Origin of the sequence: Rahnella sp. JUb53, assembly GCF_004346065.1 — a bacterium.
GTDB lineage: Bacteria > Pseudomonadota > Gammaproteobacteria > Enterobacterales > Enterobacteriaceae > Rahnella > Rahnella variigena.
On the sequence record NZ_SLYT01000002.1, the window covers coordinates 488,241 to 513,369 of the forward strand.

A 25,129-nucleotide genomic window follows, 5' to 3' on the forward strand; every position below is an offset into this window, starting at 1 on the left:
AAAATAAGAATCTAAGTGCATCTATGAAAATTGTTAATTTCACCATCAGTAAAGACCACACCAAAAGCTTCGGCATCTATAAAGAAGAGGGGATTGTCGATGTCGGCAGTCACTCAGGATGCCGCGATATTAACGAATTCATGGCACGCCATTCACTTCCCTGGCTGCAACGCTACGCTGATCTGCCTGCGGATCTTCAACTGAATGACATCAGTTTCCTGCCGGTTATCGACCGTCCGGGAAAAATCTTCGGCGTGGGCATGAACTACGCGGAAAAGCGCAAAGAATTTAATGAAACCAGCGACGCGCCAACCCTGTTTGTCCGTTTTGCGGATTCCCAGGTCGGACACAATGGCACCATTATCAAACCGGCTTCTTCAGAGCAGTTTGATTATGAAGGTGAACTGGCGATTATTATCGGCCGCACCGGCCGCAATATTTCAGCAGATGATGCGCTCGATTTTGTCGCCGGTTACAGCTGTTATATGGATGGCTCAGTACGTGACTGGCAGCATAAATGGTACACCGCCGGAAAAAACTGGCCGTCGACGGGGGCGTTTGGCCCGTGGATGGTGACGCCGGATGAAGTGGGCGACCCGCAAAACCTGAGTATCAAAACCTGGCTGAATGACCGGCTGGTGCAGGACGATACGACCGCCAGCATGATCCACACTATTCCGCAGATGATTGCCTATATCAGCACATTTACTCAGCTTTCTCCGGGCGATGTGATCATGACCGGTTCACCGGGCGGCGTCGGTAAAACCCGCGTACCGCCGTTGTTCCTGCATGAGAATGACAAGATTGAAGTGGAAATCGAAAATATCGGACGTCTGACCAATCTTATTCAGAACGCACCGCTGTCTGAGATTTCGCATTCAAAGACAGCGGCCTGATAAACCTCAGCGCGTCTGATTAACCAAAGGCACCGATTGTTCGGTGCCTTTGTTTTTGACGACCATCAGATACGTCAGCGTAAATGACAGCCCAAGCGAGAGCACCACGCCCATCAGAATGTAGATAAAATACGGACCGATGTAGGCGGGCAGGCTGAAAATACTCGACAGAATATAGCCGTACAACCGCACCCCGAAGAACGCGATAAATGCAGACGCCACAGAACTGCTGATGGTGGTGGCGATAAACGCTTTTTTGTAGCGCGTCAGCACGCCAAACAGCGCAGGTTCGGTGATCCCCAGCAGGCCGGAAATTGCCGCAGACAGCACCACGGATTTTTGCTCGCGGGTTTTGACGTGGAAGTAAATCGCAAACGTCGATCCGGCAATTGCCATGTTGGCCATAAACATCATCGGCATCAGCATGTCCCAGCCCTGATCGGTAAAGTTCTGCAACGCAATCGGCGTCATCGCATGATGCATACCGGTGAGGATCGCCACCGGGCGGATCGCACCGACAATAAATCCGGCAAATACTGCAGACACGTCAAACAATCCCTGAATGCCAAACGCCAGCAACTTACCGAGATAAATCCCCGCCGGACCGATCAGCGTCAGTGATACCAGCGCCGCAATGAACAGTGTCAGCGTGGGTGTAAACACGGTTTTCAGCACGTCCGGCATGATTCTATCCACCCAGCGGTGGATGTAACTCAGCGCCAGCACCGAGAAAATCACCGGGATCACACTCGCCGAATAGTTGAAAACGGATACCGGCAGCACATCCATAAAATACAATGCGGTAGGTGCGCCAGCAGTATGGCTGGCGAGTGCTTTCGCGGCGTCCATTAGTGTCGGATACATCAGACAGGCGGCCACGGCGGCGGCCAGGTATTCATTGGTTTTGAAGATCTTCGCCGCAGAAACCGCGAGGAAAAACGGCAGGAAGTAAAACACGCCGCTGGCGATCAAATCAATGATCATCACCGTTTCGCTTTTGGCTGAAATCACCTTCAGGGCGATCAGTCCTGCCAGCAACCCTTTGATCATCCCCGCGCCCGCGATGGCCGGAACGATCGGGCCGAACACGCCGGAGACGGTATCCATGAACATCGAGATCAGACTTTTACGTCCTTTTGTGGAAACATTTCCTGTTGCTGTTTCTGAATTTCCGGTTACCGGATCCAGCTGTGACACGATGGCTTCGTACCAGATATTCACCTTCGGCCCGATAATGATCTGCACCTGATCACTCTGGCTTTGTGCGCTCAGTACGCCGGGCAGATTTTTAATTTCCCCCCAGGCCACTTTATTTTCGTCACGTAAATCAAACCGCAGACGGGTCATACAATGCCAGACTTTATTAATATTTCCCGCACCGCCGACCAGTTTAATGACTGACTGTATTATTTCTGTATTCACCCTGAACCCCGCGACGAAAAAATGAATTATTCTTTATTTGATTGAAGGGGAGTGTAATGAGGGTGGTTTTCAAAAACAAACCAATAAAACAGGATCTTCATCACAAAACTTCACTGAATGGCGCTTATTTTGCACATCAATGCCAAATTGGTCTGTTTTTTATCGAAAATACGCCGTGCTTTCAAACCAAAATAAAAGCCTGAATTTTAGGTTTACAAGCAGGATAAAAATACGTTGAAATAACGCCAATACGAATATTCCCGCCGCCTTTTTTATGAAAAGGAATAACGGTTTTTATTAAGGATTTATCATGCAGCCTGTGCTGATTACCAATATCGAATGCCAGATAACACGTCCCGATCGTCATAATTTAGTGGTGGTCAGAATTGAAACAGATCGTGGAGTCTTCGGTCTGGGCTGCGCGACATTCCAGCAGCGCCCGCTGGCGGTGAAACTGATGGTGGATGAATATCTCAGACCGCTGCTGATGGGACGCGATGCGAATCATATAGAAGATTTATGGCAGATGATGATGGTGAACGCTTACTGGCGTAACGGGCCGGTGATCAACAATGCTATCGCGGGTATTGATATGGCGTTGTGGGATATCAAAGGCAAACTGGCGAATATGCCGCTGTATCATTTGTTTGGCGGCAAATCGAAAGATGCAGTGACGGCGTACAGCCACGCCGCGGGTGAAACGCTGGAAGCATTGTACGGCGAAGTCGATCGTCTGCTAGCCGAAGGTTACCGCCACATCCGCTGTCAGCTGGGTTTTTACGGCGGTAATGCGCGTGATTTTCACAGCACCCGTGAACCGACGGCGGGTGCGTATTACGATCAGGATCAGTACATCGATAACACGCTGGCGATGTTCAAAGCGCTGCGTGAAAAATACGGCAATCAGTTCCACATTCTGCACGATGTTCATGAACGGCTGTTCCCGCAGCAGGCGGTGCAGTTCGCCAAAGCCGTTGAACAATACCGGCCTTACTTTATTGAAGACATTCTGCCACCCGATCAGAACGAATGGCTGGCGCAAATCCGCAGTCAGACCGCCGTTCCGCTGGCAACCGGCGAATTATTTAATAATCCTGCTGAATGGAAAGATCTGATTATCAACCGCCGGATCGACTTTATCCGCTGCCATGTTTCACAAATAGGCGGCATCACACCGGCATTAAAACTGGCGCATTTCTGCCAGAGTTTTGGCGTGCGTCTGGCCTGGCATTGTCCGCCGGACATGACCCCGATTGGTGCTGCGGTAAATACGCATCTGAATATTCATCTGCATAATGCGGCAATCCAGGAATTTGTTGCATATCCGGCTAACACGCAGCAGGTCTTTCCGGGCGCACGGGCACCGGAGAACGGTTATTTCTATCCGGGAGAAGAAGTTGGGATTGGCGTGGGCTTTAACCAACAGGCTGCGGCAGAATTTCCTGTGGTCTATCGTCCGCATGAATGGACACAAAGCCGTCTGCCGGATGGCGTGATCCACACGCCTTAACGCGCTTACGTCTGGCGAAAAGCCAGATTGTCCTGATTAAACGGGATGACGTAGGTGCAGGAATAATCGATATCGACGATATCGCTGAACGCATAAACCTTGCCGCCCTGCAAAATACCTCTGTTGGTGATATGCATGGCGGCAATGCCTTTTTTACAGCCAAGTATTTGCGCCTGCTCTTTATTAATCGTGACGGCCTGGTAACGGGTCAGGGAATGCGAAATCGTGTAGCCCTTACTCAACACATATTGCTGAATGGAATGCTCAATGGTTTTCTGATTCAAATCTGCAAACACTTCCGCGGGCATACGGGAATATTCAATCTGCACATTGCGCAGATTAATGCGCCGCAAGCGGGTGAACGCCCAGATAAAGTCGTCGGTGCTTAGATCGAATACCTGTTGTTCCTCTTTATCTGGCCGGCGCTTGTGCAATTCGAGCATTTTGAAACTGATTTCAGCGAATTTTTTCTCGGTCACAGAGTTGTAAATTAGCGGATTGCTGCTGACACCCGCATTGATGTAAATGCCCGAACCCTGCACGATATGCACCGCTCCGATACTGACCAGCTTTTCCAGTGCCTTACGCACGGTAAAGCGCGAAACCCCGTATTCTTCCGCCAGCTGGCGCTCCGGAGGTAACTTCTCCGGCACCGAACCGCTGTTTTGATAAATCTTGCTCAGTAAATCCTGAGCGATAAATTCGCTTTTTTTCATGAGGTTTCATCCGTGCGTGGAACAGGTATTTGAGCATGACAGGGCGGCAGTGGGCAAATTACAGCGTATAAACTGTCTTTATATTTTACAGCTTTCAGGCTGTATTTTGATTTTACAGAGCATCATCGTATGGAACATACGCTTCTGTGTTATCCCCTAAAAGGGATATTTATATTTTATCTGTTGTAAGGGATAAATGTTGATTTATCCCCTGTAAGGGATATGCTGATATTATCCGCCAGGGAGGATAATATGAACATTACTTCTGCAAAAATGCTTGCCAATGCGCTGCGCAATGAGCGAAAAAAGCGCAAACTTAGCCAAAGTAAAACGGCTGAGACCATTGGCCTGAAGCAGTCTACGGTTTCTGAGTTTGAAAATTATCCGGACGGCACCCGTCTGGAAACACTGTTTAAATTATTGGCGGCGCTGGATTTAGAGCTACAGATCACGCCAAGGGATAGCAATCCGCAGGAAAAGTGTACCTGGGATCAGGAGTGGTAATACATGGATAAGTTAACGCTCGCATTAAATGGCATTGCTGTCGGAATCCTGGAAAAAGGCGGCAGTGGTGAAATGTCATTTATTTATCATCAAAGCTGGCTCGATCGCCCCGGAGCCCGCGCCATTTCATTATCATTACCTCTGCAGGCAGATAAATTCCGTGGCGCAGAGGTATACAACTTTTTTGACAATCTTCTGCCCGATAACGAACAGATACGCAGCCGTATTCAGGCACGTTTCCACATCCCGACGAAGCAGCCTTTCGATTTGCTTTCGCGGATCGGCGGTGACTGTGTCGGTGCGATCCAGCTCTATCCTGAAGGTGATCAGGTTGCACCTGTCACGGAAATTCATGCCCAACCGCTTGGCGAAAAGGATATTGAGCAGCTTCTGCAGGGATATAAGGATGCACCTTTGGGCATGGAAGCTGACATTGAAGACTTTCGAATTTCTCTGGCCGGTGCACAGGAAAAAACGGCTTTGCTCTGGTATCGCGACCAGTGGCACCGCCCGCAGGGAAGTACGCCTACCAGCCATATCCTTAAGCTCCCCATTGGTTATATCGCTAACAATGGTATTGATCTCAGCGAGAGCGTGGAGAATGAATGGTTGTGTCTGAAGATAGCCGAAAAATTTGGATTCCCTGTCGCGAGATCTGAGATTGCCAACTTTGGCTCGCAACAAGTGTTAGTCGTTGAGCGTTTTGACCGTCGCTGGTCGCAGGATGGATCCTGGCTGATGCGTTTACCTCAGGAGGATTTTTGTCAGGCGCTGGGTGTTGCTCCCGCATTGAAGTATGAATCTGATGGCGGCCCCGGAATTGCTCGCGCAATGAAGCTTTTGCTGGGTTCTCAGCGGGCTGGTGCTGACAGGGATATGTTCTTTAAAAGCCAGATTCTCTTCTGGATGCTGGCCGCCATTGACGGTCATGCTAAGAATTTCAGTGTTTATATTGAGCCGGGCAGCGCATACCGCATGACACCGTTTTATGACGTGATGTCAGCATTTCCTCTGATGCATCCGCAAGGAATTCCTGCGAAGAAAGCCAAAATGGCGATGGCTGTATTAGGGAAAAACCGGCATTTTCATTGGGACAGAATTCTTCCCCGACATTTTGTGTCGACGGCGCAACGAGTCGAGTACTCGAAAGAAAACGTTTCTGTGATGATGACGGAAATGAAGGAAAAAACTGAGCAGGTGATTGCAGATGTTGAAGCTATTTTACCTGCTAATTTTCCGGCAAAAATCAGTGATGCAATTTTTAAAGGTCTGCGACATCAGGCTGCACGTTTGCCTTAATCTCTTCAATAAAAAAGCCCGCCGGTCTTCACCTGCGGGCTTTGTCATTGACTGCTATATCTTACTTTTCGTCAGGCAGTGCGTAGGCAATCACGTAGTCGCCGCGTTCTGCAGACTGACGTGCGCCACCGGCGCTGATGATGATGTATTGCTTACCGGTTTTCGGTGAAACGTAGGTCATCGGGCCAGACTGGCTGCCGACCGGCAGACGGGATTTCCAGATCTCTTTACCGTTTGCAGTATCAAACGCGCGCAGATAGAAATCCTGGGTACCGGCGAAGAACAGCAGGCCGGATTGCGTTGACAGGCTCGCGCCCAGCGTTGGCATACCGACTTCCATTGGCATGCGCATTTTGATGCCCAGCGGACCGGTGTCTTTCACCGTACCGACAGGAACCTGCCAGACGATTTTACCGGTTTTCAGGTTAACCGCAGACATGGTACCGAACGGTGGTTTCTGGCAAGGAATGCCCAGCGGAGACAGGAAACGCTCGCGGACTGCGCCGTAAGGCGTACCGTCCATCGGCACCAACCCCATCTCGATACCGCTCGCGCCGGTCGGAACCTGTGCACGCGGAACCATGTAGTTCGCCAGACCCAGACGCATATCATTCACGAACATGATGGCGTTGTTCGGGTCAACCGAGACGCTGCCCCAGTTCATGCCGCCCAGAGAACCCGGGAATTGCAGGGAACGATCCAGACCCGGAGGCGTGTAAACGCCTTCGTGACGCATACCTTTAAACTCGATGCGGCAAAGCAACTGATCCATCGGCGTTGCGCCCCACATATCAGATTCTTTCAGCGTCTGGTTGCCGATGTTTGGCATACCGACAGAGAAAGGCTGCGTTTTGGAGTAGCGTTCACCAGGGACGTTACCCTGCGGCACTTCACGGTTTTCCACTTTCGCGACCGGCTGGCCGGTTTCGCGGTTCAGCATGAAGATCATGCCTTGTTTGGAGGTCTGCACCAGAACCGGCGTGCTGCCACCTTTGCCGTCCGGCAGATCATACAGCAGCGGCTGAGACGGCAGGTCGAAGTCCCACAGGTCGTGATGCGTGGTCTGGAACGTCCAGCGGACTTTACCGGTTGCCACGTCGACTGCAACGACTGAAGAACTGTATTTGTCATCCAGCTCGGTACGCGTGCCGCCGAAGAAGTCTGGCGTCGCGTTACCGGTTGGCATGTAAATCAGACCCAGTTTTGGATCGTATGACATGGCTGACCAGACATTCGGGGTACCACGGGTGTAAGTCTGACCTTCCGGTGGCAGTTTGGTGATGTTCGGATTACCCGGATCCCATGCCCATACCAGTGCGCCGGTATGCACGTCGAATGCACGCACCACGCCCGGAGGTTCGCCGGTAGAGAAGTTATCCGCTACGCGACCACCGACAACCACTACGTTACCCGCGACCAGCGGGGTAGAGGTTTGCTGATAGTAGCCAGGTTTGACTTCGCCCATACCGACTTTCAGGTCAACCACGCCGTTGTCACCGAAATCAGCACAAGGCTTGCCGGTGTCGGCGTTGATGGCGATCAGACGCGCATCGATAGTTGGCAGGAACAGACGACGTTCGCAGGTAGCGCTGACGGTGCCGCCGGTAGCCGCAGGCGTTTGCGGTGCGTTAGTGGCAGGCGCGGCAGCTTCTGAAGCGGCGTTTGGCGTTGCCGGTTCTGCCGCAGGAGTTGCAGCGGGCTGTGCAGCCGCAGCCTGTGGCGCTGCGCTGCTGTTCTCGTAATAGCCCAGACCACGGCAACGCTGCCAGTTAGGTGCAGTCGAGTTGGAGTCGTAAGACCACAGCTTTTTACCGTCATCCACATTCAGGGCGATCACTTTGCTGTAAGCGGTACAAACAAACAGCTTGTCGCCGATTTGCAGCGGAGTGTTCTGGTCTTCAGCGCCGGAGCCGTTGCTCTGCGGGATATCACCGGTATGGGCAATCCACGCAACCTGAAGTTTATCCACGTTGGTTTTGTTGATCTGATCCAATGCAGCAAAACGGTCGCCAGCGGTAGTGTTACCCCAGTTTTCCCAGTTCTTCTGCTCTGCACCTTTATCTACCGGTTTCACCGGCGCCTGATCGTTGTCAGCGCTGATGATTGGCGTCGGCACAAAGGTGTTACCGAAAGCGGCAATCAAGGCAACAGCCAGTACAGCCGCCAGCGAGAAGCTTGGCCCTTTACGTGCCACCAGACCCGCGCGTGCTTTCAGCAGGGGATAAGCCAGTGCGACCAGGAATGCCAGCACGCCGAAAGTGAACAGGCGGGAGAACAGAGGCCAGAACGTGAAGCCCGCGTCCCAGACAGCCCAGATAATAGAAAGCACAAAGGCCACGGCATACAGCCAAGCACCTGAAGGCTTACCTTTAAAAATCAAAACGGCGGAAACGATGAGCGCCAGACCCATCAGCAGGAAGTAAACACTTCCTCCCAATGTGGCCAGATACGCGCCACCGATACCAAGTGTCAGACCGATGACGACCATCAGCGCACTCAGCAGCCAGAGGAGCCAGGTCCACTTGCTATTTGTTGTTGGCATGATTTATCTCACTGCATAGTTGTAGATAACTGTTGATGAAAAGAGGTAACACTTAATGACCACACGTAATTAAATGAACCAAATAGAACAATTTCGCGCAAATAGTAATACTTCTCATCGAGGTTGTGAATGTGTAACGAAGAGTTTGAATTTAGGTAAATTATTATAGATTAGATTATTATTTATGCAGAGGAATTTTATGCGTTGATTTTAAAGAATAAAATATAGTGTGTTATTCATTGTTTTAATGAATATATGAATGGATATAATTTTTTCATCTAACAGATCGCACCAACTGTCCCCTCATTTTTCATCATAATGACTGAAATGTAACATTGTGGACTCATTGGTACGAATTCGGTGAACCTGACGGGAAGTTTTACAAATAGCCTTCGATTAAGGTCTTCATTTCTTTAGTGATATGTTCCACCAGACGACTTTTCGGGATCTGCGGCGGGAAAACGGCCAGATAGGCAATGCTGATATCCGGTGAAAAGGGTTTGAGCACCAGATCACTTTTATGGCTGCGGGCGGTGATGAAATCTACCACGCCGACGCCCAGGTTGTTACCTGCCATCACACAACAGTTATTGAGCGAGGTTTCGATCGGATTGTTGAGATATAGGTCCAGGCGGCTCATCACCTGATCAAGCTGTTCGCGAAGCGGCGTCTTGCGTCCGGGAATAATAGGGCGGTAGCGCGTCAGATCCATCGCAGTCACCACGTCTTGTTTCGCCAGCGGATGGCGCGGCGACATCACAGCAACCGCTTTTGCCCGTGCCAGCATTTCCGCTTCCAGACCTTTCACATCCGGCTTGCCGAAAATGAACCCAACGTCGTACTGATTGCTGGTGACGACATCGGTGATATGCGTCGTGCTTTCGATGTCCAGAAACAGCGAGATATCGCCAATACTCTCAATCAGCGGCGGGAGAATATGCTCGACGCACAGCGCCGATAACGCTGCCACTGAACCAATGCGCAATACGCTGCCTTTGGAATGACGGATTTCGTCGGCGATATGTGAAATATGTTCAAGTCCGAGATACAAACGCTCGACTTCGCGGTACAGCTTGATGGCGTCGTCACGCGCGATCAATCCGCGACCGTCGCGGTCAAACAGCTTCAGATCCACGGCATATTCAAAGTCGCGGATCAGCCGGCTCACCGCAGGCTGGGTAATGTTCATCATATTCGCGGCTGCGGTAATGCTACCTGTCAGGATCACTTTGTGAAAAGCTTCGACCTGACGGGGATTAATTTTCATAATATATCCTCAGAATCCATAACATTTGTTTATGGATGTAACACAAAATACAATTTTCAATTCAGAAGTCCACCCCCTAGACTCCAATTTACGATCTGACACACATTGCCTGAAAATCTAAAATAATTAAGGGTTAAATGCATGAGAAAGTCCGTTCTGGCAGGAGTGCTTTCCTCAGCACTGGCCACGCTTTTCGTTTTTCATACCATCTCTGCACAGGCTGCTGATCTAAAAATCGGCCTTGCCGCGTCAACCACTTCAATGGATCCGCAATTTTATGTCGGTGGTGCCAACAGCGCCATGGCGCGTAATATTTTTGACGGTCTGGTAAATCAGGACGAAAAACAACACATCACGCCTGCGCTCGCGGTGTCATGGAAAGTGATTAACGACACCACATGGGAATTTGCCCTGCGGCCCGGCGTGAAATTCCACGACGGCAGCGATTTCACCGCCAAAGATGTGATTGCCAGCGTGAAACGCGTGGCGCTGGCGTCGAAAAACAGCCCGAGTGCTTATACGCCGTACGTGAATGACATCGCCGATGTCACCGAAGTGAATCCTTTAACGGTGAGAATTGTCACCAAAGCGCCAACACCTCTATTACTCAATAACTTAAGTCGTGTCGCTATTTTACCGGCGCGTCTTGAAACGGTCGGATCGCAAACCCTTAATGAAGGGAAAGACGTCATCGGTACCGGCCCGTTCAAATTTGTCAGCTGGACGCCGGACGATAACGTGGTGCTGGCGCGTAACGACCAGTACTGGGGCGGCAAAGCCCAGTGGGATAACGTCACGCTGCGCGTGTTCAAAAACCCGAGCGCCCGTGTCGCCGCGATGCGTTCCGGTGATGTGGATATGATTGAAAGCGTGCCGACCGCGGACGGACGGGATCTGGGCAAACAAACCAGCCTGCATCTGGAGTCCGTTGCCGGTAACCGCATTTTGTATTTACACCCGGATCAGGATCGTGATGTGTCGCCCTTCGCCAAAGGGCCGGATGGCAGTAATCCGCTGAAAAAACGCGAAGTGCGTGAGGCGATGTCGCTGGCGATAAACCGTCAGGCGATTGTGGACCGCATCATGGACGGGCAGGGCGTTCCGGCGTCGCAGCTGGTGCCAAAAGGCTATTTCGGTTATACGCCGTCGATTGCCGCGCCGGTCTATGATCCGGCAAAAGCCAAACAACTGCTGGCGCAGGCCGGTTATCCGGACGGCTTCACGCTGACGTTCCATGCATCGAACGACCGTTATCCTAACGATTCCAAAATCGCCCAGGCGCTTGGCCAGATGTTCAGCCGTGTCGGCATTAAAACCGACGTCGTGACCATGCCGGGCAGCGTGTATTTCTCACGTGCGTCCAAACGCGATTTTAGCCTGATCATGGGCGGCGCGGCGATTGAAACCGGTGAAGCCTCCGGCGTGCTGGGGCCGTTGCTCGAAACCTTCGGGCCAAATGGCGGACAGGGCAACCGCGGACGCTACTCAAACCCTGAATTTGATAAAACACTGGCAAAAGCGCGGGAAACCCTCGACGACGGCCAGCGTGAAAAGTTGTTGCAGCAGGCCACAGAGATTGCGATGAAAGACGAAGGCACTATTCCGTTGCTGTTCCTTTCATACACCTGGGCGATGAAAACACCTTACACCTACGTTGGCCGTTCCGATGGCTATACGTTGCCGTACTTTGTGCATGAGAAACAATAAGCGCATTGTGCAGACCGAACCCAGGCGGGGAATACAGCACCAGCACCAGGGCTGTACTAAAGTAGTAGTTTAAGAAAAGAGAGAGAAGCTATGACTTCTTTTAGCGGTGTGTATCCCTATCTGGTTTCGCCTGTCACTGATGGCGGCCAGATAGACAAACCAGTGTTAACAGCGCTGGTCGAACATCTGATTAACAGCGGCGTGCACGGTCTGACGCCGCTCGGCAGTACAGGTGAATTCGCTTATCTCAATGCAGAGCAACGCACGGAGATAGTGAAAACCGTCGTCGAAGCCGCTCGAGGCCGCGTTCCGGTAATCGCCGGAGTTGCAGCCACCACCATCCAGGACGCTGTCGCGCAAACCGCTCGCTACGCCGCTCTGGGTGTCGACGGTATTCTGGCGATACTTGAAGCGTATTTCCCGGTGCCCGAACAGGGCGTCGAGGATTATTTCCGTGCCATCGCGACTGCCGCAGGAAAACTGCCGGTCGTGCTGTACACCAATCCGCAGTTTCAGCGTTCTGATCTCAGCCTGCCGGTGATCGAGCGACTGAGCCACGTAGAAAACATCAACTATATTAAAGACGCCTCGACCAATACCGGCCGGTTGCTGTCGATTATCGAACGCACGCAGGGACGGATGCAGGTATTTGCCGCATCGGCGCATATTCCGGCGTGTGTGATGCTGATTGGCGGCGTGGGCTGGATGGCCGGTCCGGCATGTATTGTGCCAAAGCAAAGTCTGGCACTCTATGAGGCTGCGAAACAAGGCGACTGGAAGAAAGCGATGGAGTTGCAGCGTCCGCTGTGGCGCATCAACGAAATCTTTGCCAAATATTCGATTGCCGGTTGTATCAAAGCTGCGCTGCAATTGCAGGGCTTTGCGGTTGGCGATCCGCTGCCGCCGCAGGTGCCGTTAAACGAGGCGGCACGTCAGGAAATCGCTGAGGTTTTACGTTCCGTGGGGGCGCTGTGAAAACCATTCCGGTTATCATTGATTGCGATCCGGGCATTGATGATGCCATTGCGCTGCTCAGCGCGTTCGTTGCTCCGCAGCTGACTATTCTCGGTATCTGCACGGTGTGCGGCAATCAGCCGCTGGCGAATACCACCCGCAACGCGCTGCAAATCACTGAGCTGGGTTACCGGCTGGATATTCCGGTGTTTGCCGGATGTCATCAGCCGATGCTGCGCGCCCCGATCCACGGCCAGTTCCACGGCGAAAACGGCCTTGGCAATACTGCCTTTCCCGCGCCGCAAAAATCCGCTGAATCCCTTCATGCCGTTAATTTTCTGATTAATAGCTGCGAGCAGGCGATTGCCAGCCAGCAACCGCTGACACTGTGCGTACTCGGGCCGCTGACCAATATGGCGACGGCTCTGCGCATGAAACCTGACATCGCCGCCGGTATCGGTCGCGTCGTTTTAATGGGCGGCGCATACCGCGAAGCCGGTAACCGCACCATGACGTCAGAATTCAATATGCTGGCCGATCCGCATGCTGCGCATATTGTGTTTTCATCAGGTCTTAATATTACCGCGTTGCCGCTCGACGCCACGCATCAGGTGATCCTGACGCCGGAACATGTGGCGAAATTCATTAAAGTCTCAGGACGGATTTCAGCGCAACTGGGTGAGTTAATGGCGTTCTGGGACCGCAACGACGTGCGCCGTTACGGTTCACGTGGCGGGCCATTGCACGATCCGCTGGTGATTGCTTACGTGCTGGCACCGGAACTGTTCGGCACCGAAAAAGCCCGGGTATTTGTCGAGCACGACAGCGAACTGTGTATGGGTCAAACCGTCGCCGACTGGTATGGAAAGTCGGGAATGACGCCCAACGTTGAGATCGTCACACGTGTAGAAACGAACAAAGTTTTTGCGCTGTTTTACGAGCTGCTTTCACGTTATGCCGGGAAATAATCTATGAGCCAGCGCATCATTATTGACACCGATCCCGGCGTAGATGACGCCATCGCCATCTGGCTTGCACTGGCGTCGCCGGAACTTAATGTGCTTGGCGTGACCGTGGTCGCGGGCAATGTGGCGCTGAAAAACAGCGTGCGCAACGCCTGCAAGATTGTTGCGTTGTCCGGCAATACGCACATACCGGTTTTTGCCGGCGCACCCGGTCCGCTGGTGCGCGAACAGGTTTATGGCAAATATGCGCACATCGGCGCATTTAAAGATGAACTGGTGCCTGACACGGAACTGCAACCGCAGGCTGAACACGCCGTTGATTTTCTGGTGCGGACCTTACGACAGGCCGCGCAAGATAACAGCCCGATCACGGTGTGCGTCATCGGTCCGATGACCAATATCGCGCTGGCGCTGGGGATGCATCCGGACGTCGCGCGCGGCATTAAGCACATCGTCACAATGAGTTGCGCGTTTACTGCGCTCGGGCATCGTGTGCCGTGGGCGGAATTCAACGTGTATGCCGATCCTCACGCCGCCGAAAAAGTGTTTAACAGCGGCGTTCCGCTCGTCATCATGCCTCTGGACATGACCTTCCAGGCGCTGATCAGCAAAGATGATATCGAGGCGTTAAAACAGGACGGCGGGTTACCGGGCGAATCTGTTGCTGCTTTACTCAATGCGTTTGACCGCAGTGACCTCAACCGGTTTGGCCGGGAAGGCGGGCCGGTACATGACGCCACCGTCGTCGCATGGCTTTTGCAACCCGGTCTGTTTGAAGGCCAGCCTGCCCGCGTGGGGGTAGAAATCTCGGGTAAAACAGCTGGTTATACTTATGCGGATTTCTGGAACAAACTGTCGACGCCGCCTAACGCCACGGTCATGCAAAAAGTGGATGAATACGGTTTTTTCAGCCTGATGCGCCGCGTTTTTTCACGATACAGCAGCCGTGATGGCGACGCACAGGCATGAGCCGTTATCTGCTGGGGCGCTTCGGACAAACATTACTGACGCTGCTGGTGATGTCGTTGCTGGTTTTCGGCGGTGTGTATCTGGTCGGTAATCCGGTGGATTTACTGCTCAGCACCACCGCGACGCCCGCCGAACGCCTGAATGTGATCCAGTCATTTGGCCTCGATAAACCGGTGTGGGAGCAATATGGCCTGTTCGTGGTCAACGCCTTGCACGGCGATATGGGCAACTCCTTTATCTACAATCAGCCCGCGCTGCACCTGATTTTTCAGCGTATGCCCGCCACGCTCGAGCTGGCGCTGGTAGCCTTTATTCTGGCGCTGGTGATTGGCATTCCGCTCGGCGTGTATGCCGGTTTGCGCCCTGATGGCTGGTTATCGAAGTCGATCATGACCGTTTCAATCTTAGGCTTCAGCCTGCCGACGTTCTGGATTGGCCTGATGATGATCATGCTGTTCAGCGTCAAACTGGGCGTTCTTCCGGCCTCCGGACGCGGCGCGACGGTGGACGTTTTCGGCGTTCCGCTCAGCCTGTTTACCGCCGATGGGCTCGCGCATCTGATCCTGCCCGCCTTCAATCTGGCGTTGTTCAAAATCTCGCTGATCATCCGCCTGACGCGAGCCGGTGTGCTTGAATGCCTGCAACAGGATTTCATCCGTTTTGCCCGCGCCAAGGGCTTATCTGAAAGCCGCATCGTGCTGGTTCACGTCCTGAAAAATACCCTGATCCCGCTGATTACCGTCATCGGCCTTGAACTGGGTTCGCTGATTGCTTTCGCCGTGGTTACCGAAACCATTTACGCCTGGCCGGGCATGGGCAAGCTGATCATTGATTCTATCGCCGTGCTGGATCGTCCGGTGATCCTGGCCTATCTGATGATAACTGTGGTGATGTTCAGCCTGATTAACCTGCTGGTAGATGTGCTGTATGTGCTGGTGGATCCGCGCGTCCGGCTGGGGAGTGAGAACTGATGGCGTCTGAATCCGTTCACTCGCGCAGCACCGTTCAGGGCAAACCGCATTCGGCGTTTTACAACACTGCGCGTGCGCTGCTGCGCAATAAATTCTCATTGTGCGGTCTGATCATTTTAGGCATCGCCATTGTGCTCTCCGCGCTGGCACCGTGGATTTCGCCGCAAAATCCGTATGATTTAGCGCAGCTCGATATCATGGATGGCCGCCTGAAACCGGGCACCGCCAGCCTGAGCGGGATGATTTACTGGCTCGGCACCGACGACCAGGGGCGCGATTTACTCAGTGCTATTTTGTACGGCACGCGTACCAGCCTGCTGGTCGGCGTTTCCAGCGCGGTGATTGCGCTGACCCTCGGCGCGGCTTTAGGGCTAGTCAGCGCTTATGTTGGTGGTAAAACGGACGCGCTGATCATGCGCATTGTCGATATCCAGCTGAGCTTTCCGCCGATACTGATTGCGCTGATTTTACTGGCGGTGCTCGGGCAGGGTGTCGATAAAATCATTCTGGCGCTGGTGGTCATACAATGGGCGTATTACGCACGCACCATTCGTGGCTCGGCGCTGCTCGAACGCCGCCGCAGCTACGTGGACGCTGCGCGCAGCATGGCGCTTTCCAGTCCGCGCATTCTGTTCCGCCATATTCTGCCCAACTGCCTGCCGCCGCTGATTGTGGTGGCGACCATGCGCATTGCTTACGCCATCATGCTTGAAGCCACGTTGTCGTTTCTCGGCATCGGTCTGCCGGTCACCGAACCGTCGCTCGGCCTGCTGATCGCCAACGGCTTTGATTACCTGATGTCCGGTGATTACTGGATAAGCTTCTTCCCCGGCGTCACGCTGCTGGTGCTGATCGTCGCCATCAACTTAGTCGGTGACGCCCTGCGCGACATCCTCAACCCGCGGAATAAGGATTGATGATGCATAACAAGCTTTTACAGGTCGATAAGCTGAATACCGCGTTTTCCGTGGACGGCGAATGGCTGAATGTGGTGCGGGATCTGTCCTTCTCGATTGGCCCGAAAGAAACACTGGCGCTGGTGGGTGAATCCGGGTCCGGTAAAAGTGTCACGGCGATGTCCGTCATGCGTTTGCTGGATGAAAAACAGACCCGTTATTCCGGCCGCATCCGGTTTGACGGCCAGGATTTACTGAGCCTGAACCGCGCGCAGATGCAAAGCATTCGCGGTAACCGTATCGGCATGATTTTTCAGGAACCGATGACCAGCCTGAATCCGGTGCTGAAAATCGGCGTGCAAATTACCGAAGTGTTGAAACGGCATCGCGGCATGGACGATAAAACCGCCCGCGCCGAGGCCGTGCGCCTGCTGGAAAAAGTGCGTATTCCGGCCGCTACCTCGCGGCTGAATGAATATCCGCTGAGCTTTTCCGGCGGTATGCGTCAGCGCGTGGTGATCGCCATCGCGCTGGCCTGTAACCCGCGTTTGCTGATTGCAGATGAACCCACGACCGCGCTGGATGTCACTATTCAGGCGCAAATTCTGGCGCTGATTAAATCGTTGCAGGAAGAAGAGGGCATGTCGGTTCTGTTCATCACGCACGATATGGGCGTGGTGGCGGAAGTGGCGGACCGCACGCTGGTGATGCACCGGGGTGAAGCCGTGGAACAGGCGACCACGCGGGAAATCTTTCATCTGCCCAAACATCCTTATACGTGCGCATTACTTTCTGCGGTGCCGCGACTGGGCGCGATGAAGGGAATAACGTTGCCGAAACGCTTCCCGCTCACCGACATGCAAACCGGTGAACCGCAGCCGGTGGCGGAGTCTGTCGATACGCTGCGCACCGGTCAGCCGGTACTGGAGGTCAAAAATCTGGTGACGCGTTTTGATGTGAAATCCGGCCTGCTGCGCCGGGTTTCTGCACGGGTGCATGCGGTGGAAGACCTGTCATTCTGCCTGCAACAGGGCGAAACGCTTTCACTGGTCGGCGAATCCGGCTGCGGGAAATCCACCACCGGACGCACGATTTTACGCCTCACCGAAGCCACCTCCGGTGACGTGCTGATTGCCGGACAAGACATCCGCCGGGCGGACAGCGCACGGCTGGCGGAAATCCGCACCCAGGCGCAGATGATTTTTCAGGATCCGTACGAAAGCCTGAACCCGAGAATGCGTATCGGCCAGGCGATTGCCGAACCGATGATAAGCCTCGGGCTGCATGATGCACAAAGCGCGAAGCATCGCGTGTCGCAACTGCTGGAACAGGTGGGATTGCAAAGCACTATGGCGACGCGATTCCCGCATCAGTTTTCCGGCGGACAGCGGCAGCGCATCTGCATTGCCCGTGCGCTGGCGCTGGAACCGAAAATGATCATCGCCGATGAGGCCGTGTCAGCGCTGGATGTGTCGGTCAAAGCGCAGGTGATCAATCTGATGCTCGATCTTCAGCAGGAACTTGGCCTTTCGTATCTGTTTATCTCACACGATATGGCCGTCGTTGAGCGCATCAGCCACCGTGTGGCGGTCATGTATCTGGGCGAAATCGTTGAAATCGGTTCGCGTGCCGATGTCTTCGATAATCCGCAGCACGCGTATACCCGTAAACTGCTGGCCGCCGTGCCGGTGCCTGATCCGGATGTTCACCGTAAACGCACTGTGGTGCCGGAAGAACTCGCCAGCCCGCTCCGTCCGGCCACCTATGAGCCGCCGGCGCGTCATTATCGTGAAGTCAGTGACGGGCATTTTGTGCAACTTTAACAGTGGCGTTTATTTGATGCTCTTCCCGTACTTTATTCTGAAATCTCTTCCACATTCCATTTTTGGGATTCAAAAATGGGAATTCATGCCCTTTAAGCAATTGCAGGCAAAAAAAACGTTTTTTTTCTGGGATTATGGACTGCGTTTATAATAATTCTAAAATAATTCTCTGTGAGAAAATATGTTGCCACTTAATGAATTATGCTGGTTGCCTGGTCGCATTTCTTTAAGGCCATTAAGTACGCTTGAATCATCTCATAATTTAAAAGCAGGCGCGCGAAAGGTACTTGAACGTTATTACTCTCTGAACTCAGTGGGAATGTTTTCGGGTAACCATACACAGATGTTACAGGAAACCCTTTCAACGCTGATGGAAGGAAAGCGAGATATTGCTAAAGGCCAGGGGTATTTGGTTTATGCAAAAACACAAACGCATAATACTTTCTTTGATGCCCGCTGGCTTGATGAGATAGCGACCTGTTGCGGAATAGGGCACTGGGAAAAATTAACCGTGAGTCTGAATCATTGTGCCTCCGCTTTGTCGGCGATTCATTTGTTGAAGAGCAGGGTAATAAAAAGTCAGCTGCCGATGATCCTTATTACGGGTGAAAAGGCTTTCCACAGTGATATTAATAAGCTTGATAATAGTGTTATGGCGGAAATTCCTGCTGCCATGCTACTCAATGCGGGACGTTCACAGTGGCAAATCAACAACACTGCCGTGCGGCATCTGCCTTCATTTTATAATAATTACAGAGAGCTTCCGGCTGCCCGACGGCGGGAACTTTTCTCATCACTTGAACAAGATTACTATGACTTTTATCTTTACGTCCTGAAAAAATTTAACCTTACCATTGACCATATAGATGCCATTGTTCCGGGTAATATAGATTTGCCAATGCTCAGGCGCATTACCGATAAATTGAAATTTAAGGGTGAATTTTTTACTGAGCACATATCAGTGTATGGGCATGCTTATTGTTCCGATATTTTATTTAACTTGTCGTCTTTATTAAAGGGTTTCGAAGGGAAAAGAATACTCTGTGTTGCTATGGGGATGGGGATAACAATGTCTTGTATCCTGATTGAAAAAAACGAAATTAATGGGGTAAATCATGTCACAACTTCTGTCAGCCGTTAATGATGCATTAAACGATGTCATGTCTGCAAAAATCAACATAACGTTGGAAACCGATTTCAATGAAGATTTGGACCTCGATTCAGTATTATTTGTTCAGTTCTTATTAACTCTGGAAGAAAAAATCCCCGGCCTGATGTTTGAACCTGATCAAATCAACCAGGATGCATTCACTACCGTCGGAAAACTTATTCAGTGGATTGAGCAGCACCTGCAGCTGGAGAGCTCTGATGTCTGAAGAAGAGTTTACCCGACTTTACTTTCTGTTCAGGGACTGTGAGCCGTCAGAAGCTTTCCGGCAGATGCGCCGGAAATGGGCTGACCCGGCAAGCGGCGTGCTTTGCGGCGGGTATCAATTGCTGGCTGCGGAAGGTGAAACCTGTGCGGAACAGCATGCTGAATCTGATCGTATTCTGGCTTCACTCGGCATGTCTTTGCAGCACACAGGCAAAGAAATCATTCCCGACGATCCGATCCCGCTTATGGCATCTTTTGCGGCACGCCTGGGGCTCCTGAGCCAAATCATGGCTGTGAGCTGGAAGCATTTATCTGCGAGGAAAAGTTTTGGCGTAAAAACGACCCGACACCAGTTGGTGAAGGCGGATTTCGCCGATCTGAGCAGTCAGACAGAGGTGTTATTGCTCCAGTGGCAGATGCGTATTGCGATGCAGGACTTTGCTGACCCGGAGGCGGATCACTGGCAGCTCACGGTGCTGACCAACCGGGCAGAAAAACTGATGGGCGGACATGGCTATTTATCAGGCTCGACGCACAGCCTCTCTTACCTTTCGATGATGATTTACAGCCTGTATGGGAAAACCGCAGCCGTTGCCATGGCCGCATTGCCGGAACGTCGGGAGCTCAGAGTATGAATACTTCACCTGAAATGGCGTTGCCACAACGTCATAGCCTGAGCAAGGATATCGCCGACCTGCTGAAGTTAGCCTGGCCGATGATCATCGTGGCCATTGCCGTCTCATTTTCGCAAAACATTCAGACCGCGATCCTGGGGCACGGCAAAGAAACCAGTTCAATTTATGTGCTGTCGATGCTCCAGCCTTTCAGCTTTCTATTTCTGGCGATTCTGGAATGTCTGGCTATCACCAATCAGGTTTTCAGTGCCCGTTCACTGAATTTGTGGTCGCGTCAAAAGGTACTGGCGGCGACTTCACTGCTGGCGACGCTGGGTATCCTGATTGTGGCACTGCTGAGCGGCGTGACGGCGCTTTGTGCTCCTCTGTTACAGACCTTGCTGCCGGTCGCCGGGAATGCATTTTATTCGTCGGCATTACCGCTCTATTTCCTGTCCATGTTGCCCTTTATTCAGCTTGAGATGTGCAACAGCGCGCTCCGCGGGCAGGGGAAGAGCGCGTTAAGCATGCTGTTAGTCATCGCGTATATCGTGCTGAATGCGCTGATCTGCTACATCGGCTATCAGGTTTACGGATTAGGTTTTAATTCGATTATTATCTCCAACGCGCTGGCTTCGGCTCTGCTTATCCCTGTCGCGCTTTGGCTGGTATGGCGCACAGGCCGCAATGCGCAAGATGACCGGCCAGGGGCTTTTATTCCGCGTCTCAGCGGACTTTTGTTTCAGGTAGGCATGCCCATTTTTGCCTCGCTAGTGGTGCTGTTTTTCAGTTCACTGCTGATATTCCCATTAATCGGCACTCTGGGTGAGCAATATGTCGCCGGTTTTTTAATTGTGACTAAGATCCGAATGTTTATTGTCATCCCCGCTGTGGCTTGTGGATCCGCGCTGGCGATATTAATTAACCAGCGACTGGCCATCAGTAGTGGTGAAGAGTTAAAACGATTGCTGCACCGCGGGTTGGCCTTTATTTGTATTATTTACCTTCTGCTGACATCGGGTGTTTATTTTACCGAGACCAGCCTGATAAAAATTCTGTCCGGTGACAGAGTGATTCAGGACGTCAGCAGCCAGATTTTACTAATTCTGTTACCGACGTTTTTCCTGACTTCTTTTGTCGCCTCGCTTCAGGCATTACTGGAACAATTAGAACAGGCCCGACGGGTACTGGTGTTAACCGTACTCATTGAATTACTGACCGTTATCACCTTACTGGTGGGTTGGGATAAATTTTCACAACTGCACACTATCATGAATCTGATTATTGTCTTTAATGTGGTGTACTTTATTGCATTCGGCAGGGAGTACTGGCGACTGGCCAATAAAATAGGGAGTGAGAATGTTTTATAGCTTCTTTTATCCCGTCCTTTTATTTCTATCGCTGGTTCACCAAAATTACCTGAGAATTTTGGTCATTATGCGATTGCGTCCGACGTTACTGATGAAAGCCAAAATAAGACCTGCGACACATTATACACGGGCATGCAAATTAATTAGTTTATTCGATTTATATTCCCTACATGCCATGTCTTCCTATCTTTCAGCATTATACGCATTACGTCTTTTCGAAAAGACCCGACCTTTACCCTATAAACAGGGGGAAATCATGCTGCTTAGTCGCTGCGTGCAGGATGAGCTTTTTTGGCGTAAATCTTTTGTTAAGGTCTTCATTTATCCTCAGGCGGAACCGCAGGCTGAAAAAGTGTTGCTCCTTCACGGGTGGGATGGGCGGAGTATTATGTTACGGCAGATGGCGCAGCGGTTGCAGGAAAAAGGCTATGCGGTTTTTGCGCCTGATCTTCCCGCACATGGTATTTCTCCCGGAAAAAAAGTGTCTTTCTATGATTTGTCGCGAGTCGTCATGGAGATGGAAAACCATTATGGTCATTTTTCGGTGATTATTGGTCATTCGACCGGCGGCTTAATTGGCTGTATGGCCGCCCTGCAGGGGCTAATTTTTAAACGGATGATTTTAATCGGCAGTCCGTGCAGCTACGGAAAAATGATGGACAGATATGTCTGCAATAATAAATTGCCAAAGCGTATTGCCGTGTCAATGAAAAAACTTTACCAGCACCGCTATGGTGTTCATCCTGATGCTATTGGTCCGGAGCTTATCGGCTCAATAACACAACCGGTCATGATATTACATGATAAGAATGATCTCAGTATTGAACTGGATGAAGCGGTAATACTGAGCCATTCGTTGAAGAAAAGCGAATTGATCGTGACAGAAGGAAAGGGCCACAACGGCGCATTACGTGACCCTGCTGTATTTAATTATATTTCAGATTTCCTGAGAGATACCCTGCATGAGGACTTTTCATCTTTTCGTGAACCTAAACTTATATTGCGTGTAGTGAATAATAAAAAGTGGCATAGGAAATCTTTTTGATAATTATAAGCAATGCAGGTTACTGATTAACATGCTTCTTGAAAAATTGTTTCTTTGGACCCCGAAAATGAAATCATAATCTGAAGACTCTTTTTTAATTTCCGGGCGCATTGTCCGGATGACATTCTGCTTAAATTTGAGCGGAGACTCGTTATAGGTCTTGCTGAAACTTCGGGAAAAATGCGGCAGTGACGAAAATCCGCAAGCATAACTGATGTCCGTTAATGACCATTCAGGGGCTAAATGGATAAATTCTCTGGCCAGCGCCAGCCTGACTTTCCACATCCACTTTATGGGAGTGACATCATAGAAATGTTTGAATATGCGGCAAATATCAAAACGGGTTTTACCACATATTTTTTCCAGATCTTCCAGTGTGATCTCGTCAGAAATATTCTCCAGCATATAATTAATAATCTTAACAATGCATAAGGCTTTTTCTGTATGAGCGTGTTTCCCATAGACAGTCAAATGACGATTATCCAGATCCTCGGTTATTTTTTGTGTAAAAAGAGTTTTTTCAGCGTTCGATAGTTTGCGTTCCCACATACACACCCCTTCTGCGTAATTAATGAGTGATGAACATTTTTTAAAAGTGGAATACTGACCCCATAGGGGGTTAAGCAATTACTATGCCATGTTTTTATTTGTTTCAACTTGTTGTTTATAATGGATATTATTATTCATTCCTGTTATGGGAAACGTAAAATCCCATTTTCGAAACGCGTTCATAAATTTAACTGATTTAATATCCCAGTTTCGGGAATGACTGATATGAGTGGGACGACGCAGGGAAAAACAGACAATCAGGCCATGCCGTCCCGTTTTTCGTTCCATTAATGAGATAGAAAATGAGGAAGGGAAAAGGTCTGTTTTGTGACTTCCTAAAAAAAATATTAAAAATCAGTGATTTAATAAAATTTTAAACATTGGCACGATTTGTGCTCACCAGTAAGGAGTTATCAGAAAAGGTATTATTATGGACATTTCAATCCCGCAACCCGGGAATAAATTGATACTGAAGCGGTACCGCAAATTTTTGGTTGCGGGAGCATTTTTTTTAGCCACGTTAGCGGCAATCTATAATTACCGGTTTTCGCCTTATCAGATCTCCCGCGGGAGTATCGCAGTCGGGCAGGTGCAATATGGAAATTTCTCGGTTGAAGTGCGGGGTAACGGGGTACTGTTACCGCGTGATATCAATTGGGTTGCCGCTAATGTCGATGCCCGTGTGGAAGAGGTTATCTACAAACCCGGCATGAAGGTGAGTAAGGGCCAGTTATTGGTGAGAATGAGTAACCCTACGCTGGAACAGAAATTACAGGAAAACCGGCTCGAGCTGGATGCCCGCCGGGCTGAGACTGATGCGACGAATGCAGAATTACAAAATAAAATTCTGAGTCAGGAAGCGCTGGTTCTGGATGCGAAAAGCCGGCTACTCAGCTCTACAATGCGGCTTGCTGCGCAAAAGAAATATATTGCGGCAGTGCCGATGCTGGAATACGAAACAACCCGTATTAATACTGAACAATATCGCCAGCAGGTTGTGCTTGAGGAAAAACGATTAAAAACGCTCAAGCTGAGTATTGATGCTGATATCAAAGCCAGCGCGATGCGTCTTAACAAACTGGAATCGCTGGTGCTGCTGAGCCAGCAGGAAGTCGATTCGCTGAATGTCACCTCACCGATAGAGGGAGTTTTGCAGGATGTGAAAGTCCAGGTCGGGCAGCGGGTCACCACCGGAACCAGTATCGCCCGTCTGGCAAAAGAGAAGGAACTTTACGCTGAACTCAAAGTGCCGGAATTACAGTCCCGCGATCTTGCCGTCGGGCAACAGGTGACCATTAACACCGGGCGCAGCCAGTTTACCGGCGTGTTATCACGTGTTGATCCTGCGGTGACCAATGGCACCGTTAAAGTGGATGTGACGTTTACTCAGCCGCTGCCGCAAGAAGCCCGTCCCGATCTGAGCGTGGATGGTTTAATCGCAGTGACAAAAATTAATGATTCCCTGTACGTTGAGCGCCCACCGTTCGCACAGAATAATTTACCTTCGATGCTTTACCGGCTCGATGATAAGGAACGTTCAGCGACTAAAATGAAGGTCAACTTTGGGCAAGGATCTGCGGATTATATTCAGGTGACCAGCGGGTTACGTGCGGGAGATAAAATTATTCTCAGTGACGGCAGCGCCTGGCAAGGGGCAGATCAGATTGAGATTACTAAATGATGCCGGCTCACCTGCAAAAGACGCCTGCTAATTGGATAAAGCGATGGAGATGAA

22 protein-coding genes are annotated in these 25,129 nt (G+C 51.1%); 17 read left to right on the top strand and 5 right to left on the bottom strand.

The features are described 5' to 3' along the window. The first annotated feature begins 23 nt into the window (after positions 1-23). The gene (locus EC840_RS06795; RefSeq protein ID WP_132964590.1) at positions 24-896 is read left to right on the top strand and encodes a fumarylacetoacetate hydrolase family protein; all 873 of its coding nucleotides are present in this window, start codon (positions 24-26) and stop codon (positions 894-896) included. A gap of 6 nt (positions 897-902) precedes the next feature. Here the strand turns inward: EC840_RS06795 and EC840_RS06800 are convergent, their stop codons facing one another. Next, entirely contained in the window at positions 903-2,318 is a 1,416-nt protein-coding gene (locus EC840_RS06800; RefSeq protein WP_132964592.1) for a PTS transporter subunit EIIC, read from the bottom strand. 310 nt (positions 2,319-2,628) lie between these two features. Here EC840_RS06800 and EC840_RS06805 point away from each other — a divergent pair, with 310 nt between their 5' ends. Next, positions 2,629-3,828 (top strand): enolase C-terminal domain-like protein, encoded by a 1,200-nt coding sequence (locus EC840_RS06805; RefSeq protein ID WP_132964594.1) that lies wholly within the window; start codon positions 2,629-2,631, stop codon positions 3,826-3,828. Between the two features lie 5 nt (positions 3,829-3,833). Here the strand turns inward: EC840_RS06805 and EC840_RS06810 are convergent, their stop codons facing one another. Then, complete coding sequence (locus tag EC840_RS06810; RefSeq protein ID WP_132964596.1) at positions 3,834-4,544, bottom strand: GntR family transcriptional regulator; 711 nt, start codon at positions 4,542-4,544, stop codon at positions 3,834-3,836. Positions 4,545-4,766: 222 nt separating this feature from the next. Between EC840_RS06810 and EC840_RS06815 the strand changes: the two genes are divergently transcribed. Both EC840_RS06815 and EC840_RS06820 read left to right on the top strand, forming a co-directional pair. Beyond that, positions 4,767-5,048 carry a helix-turn-helix domain-containing protein gene (locus EC840_RS06815; protein ID WP_165353184.1) on the top strand — a complete coding sequence of 94 codons (282 nt, stop codon included), beginning with the start codon at positions 4,767-4,769 and terminating at the stop codon, positions 5,046-5,048. Positions 5,049-5,051: 3 nt separating this feature from the next. Beyond that, complete coding sequence (locus EC840_RS06820; RefSeq protein WP_129639602.1) at positions 5,052-6,347, top strand: type II toxin-antitoxin system HipA family toxin; 1,296 nt, start codon at positions 5,052-5,054, stop codon at positions 6,345-6,347. 61 nt (positions 6,348-6,408) lie between these two features. On the opposite strand, the gene EC840_RS06825 is transcribed toward EC840_RS06820, so the two are convergent. Together EC840_RS06825 and EC840_RS06830 are read right to left on the bottom strand one after the other, a co-directional pair. Continuing rightward, entirely contained in the window at positions 6,409-8,889 is a 2,481-nt protein-coding gene (locus EC840_RS06825) for a membrane-bound PQQ-dependent dehydrogenase, glucose/quinate/shikimate family (RefSeq protein WP_132964598.1), read from the bottom strand. A gap of 379 nt (positions 8,890-9,268) precedes the next feature. Continuing rightward, positions 9,269-10,156 (bottom strand): LysR family transcriptional regulator, encoded by an 888-nt coding sequence (locus tag EC840_RS06830; RefSeq protein ID WP_132964600.1) that lies wholly within the window; start codon positions 10,154-10,156, stop codon positions 9,269-9,271. A 141-nt stretch (positions 10,157-10,297) separates the two neighbouring features. On the opposite strand from EC840_RS06830, the gene EC840_RS06835 reads away from it, so the two are divergent. The 12 genes from EC840_RS06835 to EC840_RS06890 all read left to right on the top strand — a co-directional run bounded on the left by EC840_RS06835 (position 10,298) and on the right by EC840_RS06890 (position 22,845). Then, on the top strand, positions 10,298-11,863 hold the full coding sequence (locus EC840_RS06835; RefSeq protein WP_132964602.1) for an ABC transporter substrate-binding protein: 1,566 nt from the start codon (positions 10,298-10,300) through the stop codon (positions 11,861-11,863). Between the two features lie 90 nt (positions 11,864-11,953). Further along, positions 11,954-12,838: a dihydrodipicolinate synthase family protein gene (locus EC840_RS06840; RefSeq protein ID WP_129639599.1), complete on the top strand. Its 885-nt coding sequence runs from the start codon at positions 11,954-11,956 to the stop codon at positions 12,836-12,838. Further along, positions 12,835-13,785 carry a nucleoside hydrolase gene (locus EC840_RS06845; RefSeq protein WP_113876546.1) on the top strand — a complete coding sequence of 317 codons (951 nt, stop codon included), beginning with the start codon at positions 12,835-12,837 and terminating at the stop codon, positions 13,783-13,785. The genes EC840_RS06840 and EC840_RS06845 overlap by 4 nt, the downstream gene beginning before the upstream one ends. Positions 13,786-13,788: 3 nt before the next feature. After that, positions 13,789-14,751, top strand: coding sequence for a nucleoside hydrolase (locus EC840_RS06850; RefSeq protein ID WP_132964604.1), 963 nt, complete (start codon positions 13,789-13,791; stop codon positions 14,749-14,751). Continuing rightward, positions 14,748-15,722: an ABC transporter permease gene (locus EC840_RS06855; RefSeq protein ID WP_113876545.1), complete on the top strand. Its 975-nt coding sequence runs from the start codon at positions 14,748-14,750 to the stop codon at positions 15,720-15,722. Before EC840_RS06850 ends, EC840_RS06855 begins: the two co-directional genes overlap by 4 nt. Beyond that, positions 15,722-16,639 (top strand): ABC transporter permease, encoded by a 918-nt coding sequence (locus EC840_RS06860; RefSeq protein ID WP_132964606.1) that lies wholly within the window; start codon positions 15,722-15,724, stop codon positions 16,637-16,639. The genes EC840_RS06855 and EC840_RS06860 overlap by 1 nt, the downstream gene beginning before the upstream one ends. 2 nt (positions 16,640-16,641) lie before the next feature. Further along, positions 16,642-18,441 (top strand): ABC transporter ATP-binding protein, encoded by a 1,800-nt coding sequence (locus EC840_RS06865; protein ID WP_132964608.1) that lies wholly within the window; start codon positions 16,642-16,644, stop codon positions 18,439-18,441. 181 nt (positions 18,442-18,622) lie between these two features. Next, positions 18,623-19,582, top strand: coding sequence for a 3-oxoacyl-[acyl-carrier-protein] synthase III C-terminal domain-containing protein (locus EC840_RS06870; RefSeq protein ID WP_129639595.1), 960 nt, complete (start codon positions 18,623-18,625; stop codon positions 19,580-19,582). After that, complete coding sequence (locus tag EC840_RS06875) at positions 19,557-19,817, top strand: phosphopantetheine-binding protein (RefSeq protein WP_129639594.1); 261 nt, start codon at positions 19,557-19,559, stop codon at positions 19,815-19,817. The genes EC840_RS06870 and EC840_RS06875 overlap by 26 nt, the downstream gene beginning before the upstream one ends. After that, on the top strand, positions 19,810-20,451 hold the full coding sequence (locus tag EC840_RS06880) for a hypothetical protein (RefSeq protein WP_129639593.1): 642 nt from the start codon (positions 19,810-19,812) through the stop codon (positions 20,449-20,451). The genes EC840_RS06875 and EC840_RS06880 overlap by 8 nt, the downstream gene beginning before the upstream one ends. After that, the gene (locus tag EC840_RS06885; protein WP_129639592.1) at positions 20,448-21,800 is read left to right on the top strand and encodes an MATE family efflux transporter; all 1,353 of its coding nucleotides are present in this window, start codon (positions 20,448-20,450) and stop codon (positions 21,798-21,800) included. The genes EC840_RS06880 and EC840_RS06885 overlap by 4 nt, the downstream gene beginning before the upstream one ends. Continuing rightward, on the top strand, positions 21,790-22,845 hold the full coding sequence (locus tag EC840_RS06890; RefSeq protein WP_132964610.1) for an alpha/beta hydrolase: 1,056 nt from the start codon (positions 21,790-21,792) through the stop codon (positions 22,843-22,845). Before EC840_RS06885 ends, EC840_RS06890 begins: the two co-directional genes overlap by 11 nt. A gap of 3 nt (positions 22,846-22,848) precedes the next feature. On the opposite strand, the gene EC840_RS06895 is transcribed toward EC840_RS06890, so the two are convergent. Beyond that, positions 22,849-23,394 (bottom strand): AraC family transcriptional regulator, encoded by a 546-nt coding sequence (locus EC840_RS06895; protein WP_132964612.1) that lies wholly within the window; start codon positions 23,392-23,394, stop codon positions 22,849-22,851. Positions 23,395-23,824: 430 nt separating this feature from the next. Between EC840_RS06895 and EC840_RS06900 the strand changes: the two genes are divergently transcribed. Next, positions 23,825-25,075: an HlyD family efflux transporter periplasmic adaptor subunit gene (locus tag EC840_RS06900; RefSeq protein ID WP_132964614.1), complete on the top strand. Its 1,251-nt coding sequence runs from the start codon at positions 23,825-23,827 to the stop codon at positions 25,073-25,075. Positions 25,076-25,129 lie beyond the last annotated feature (54 nt).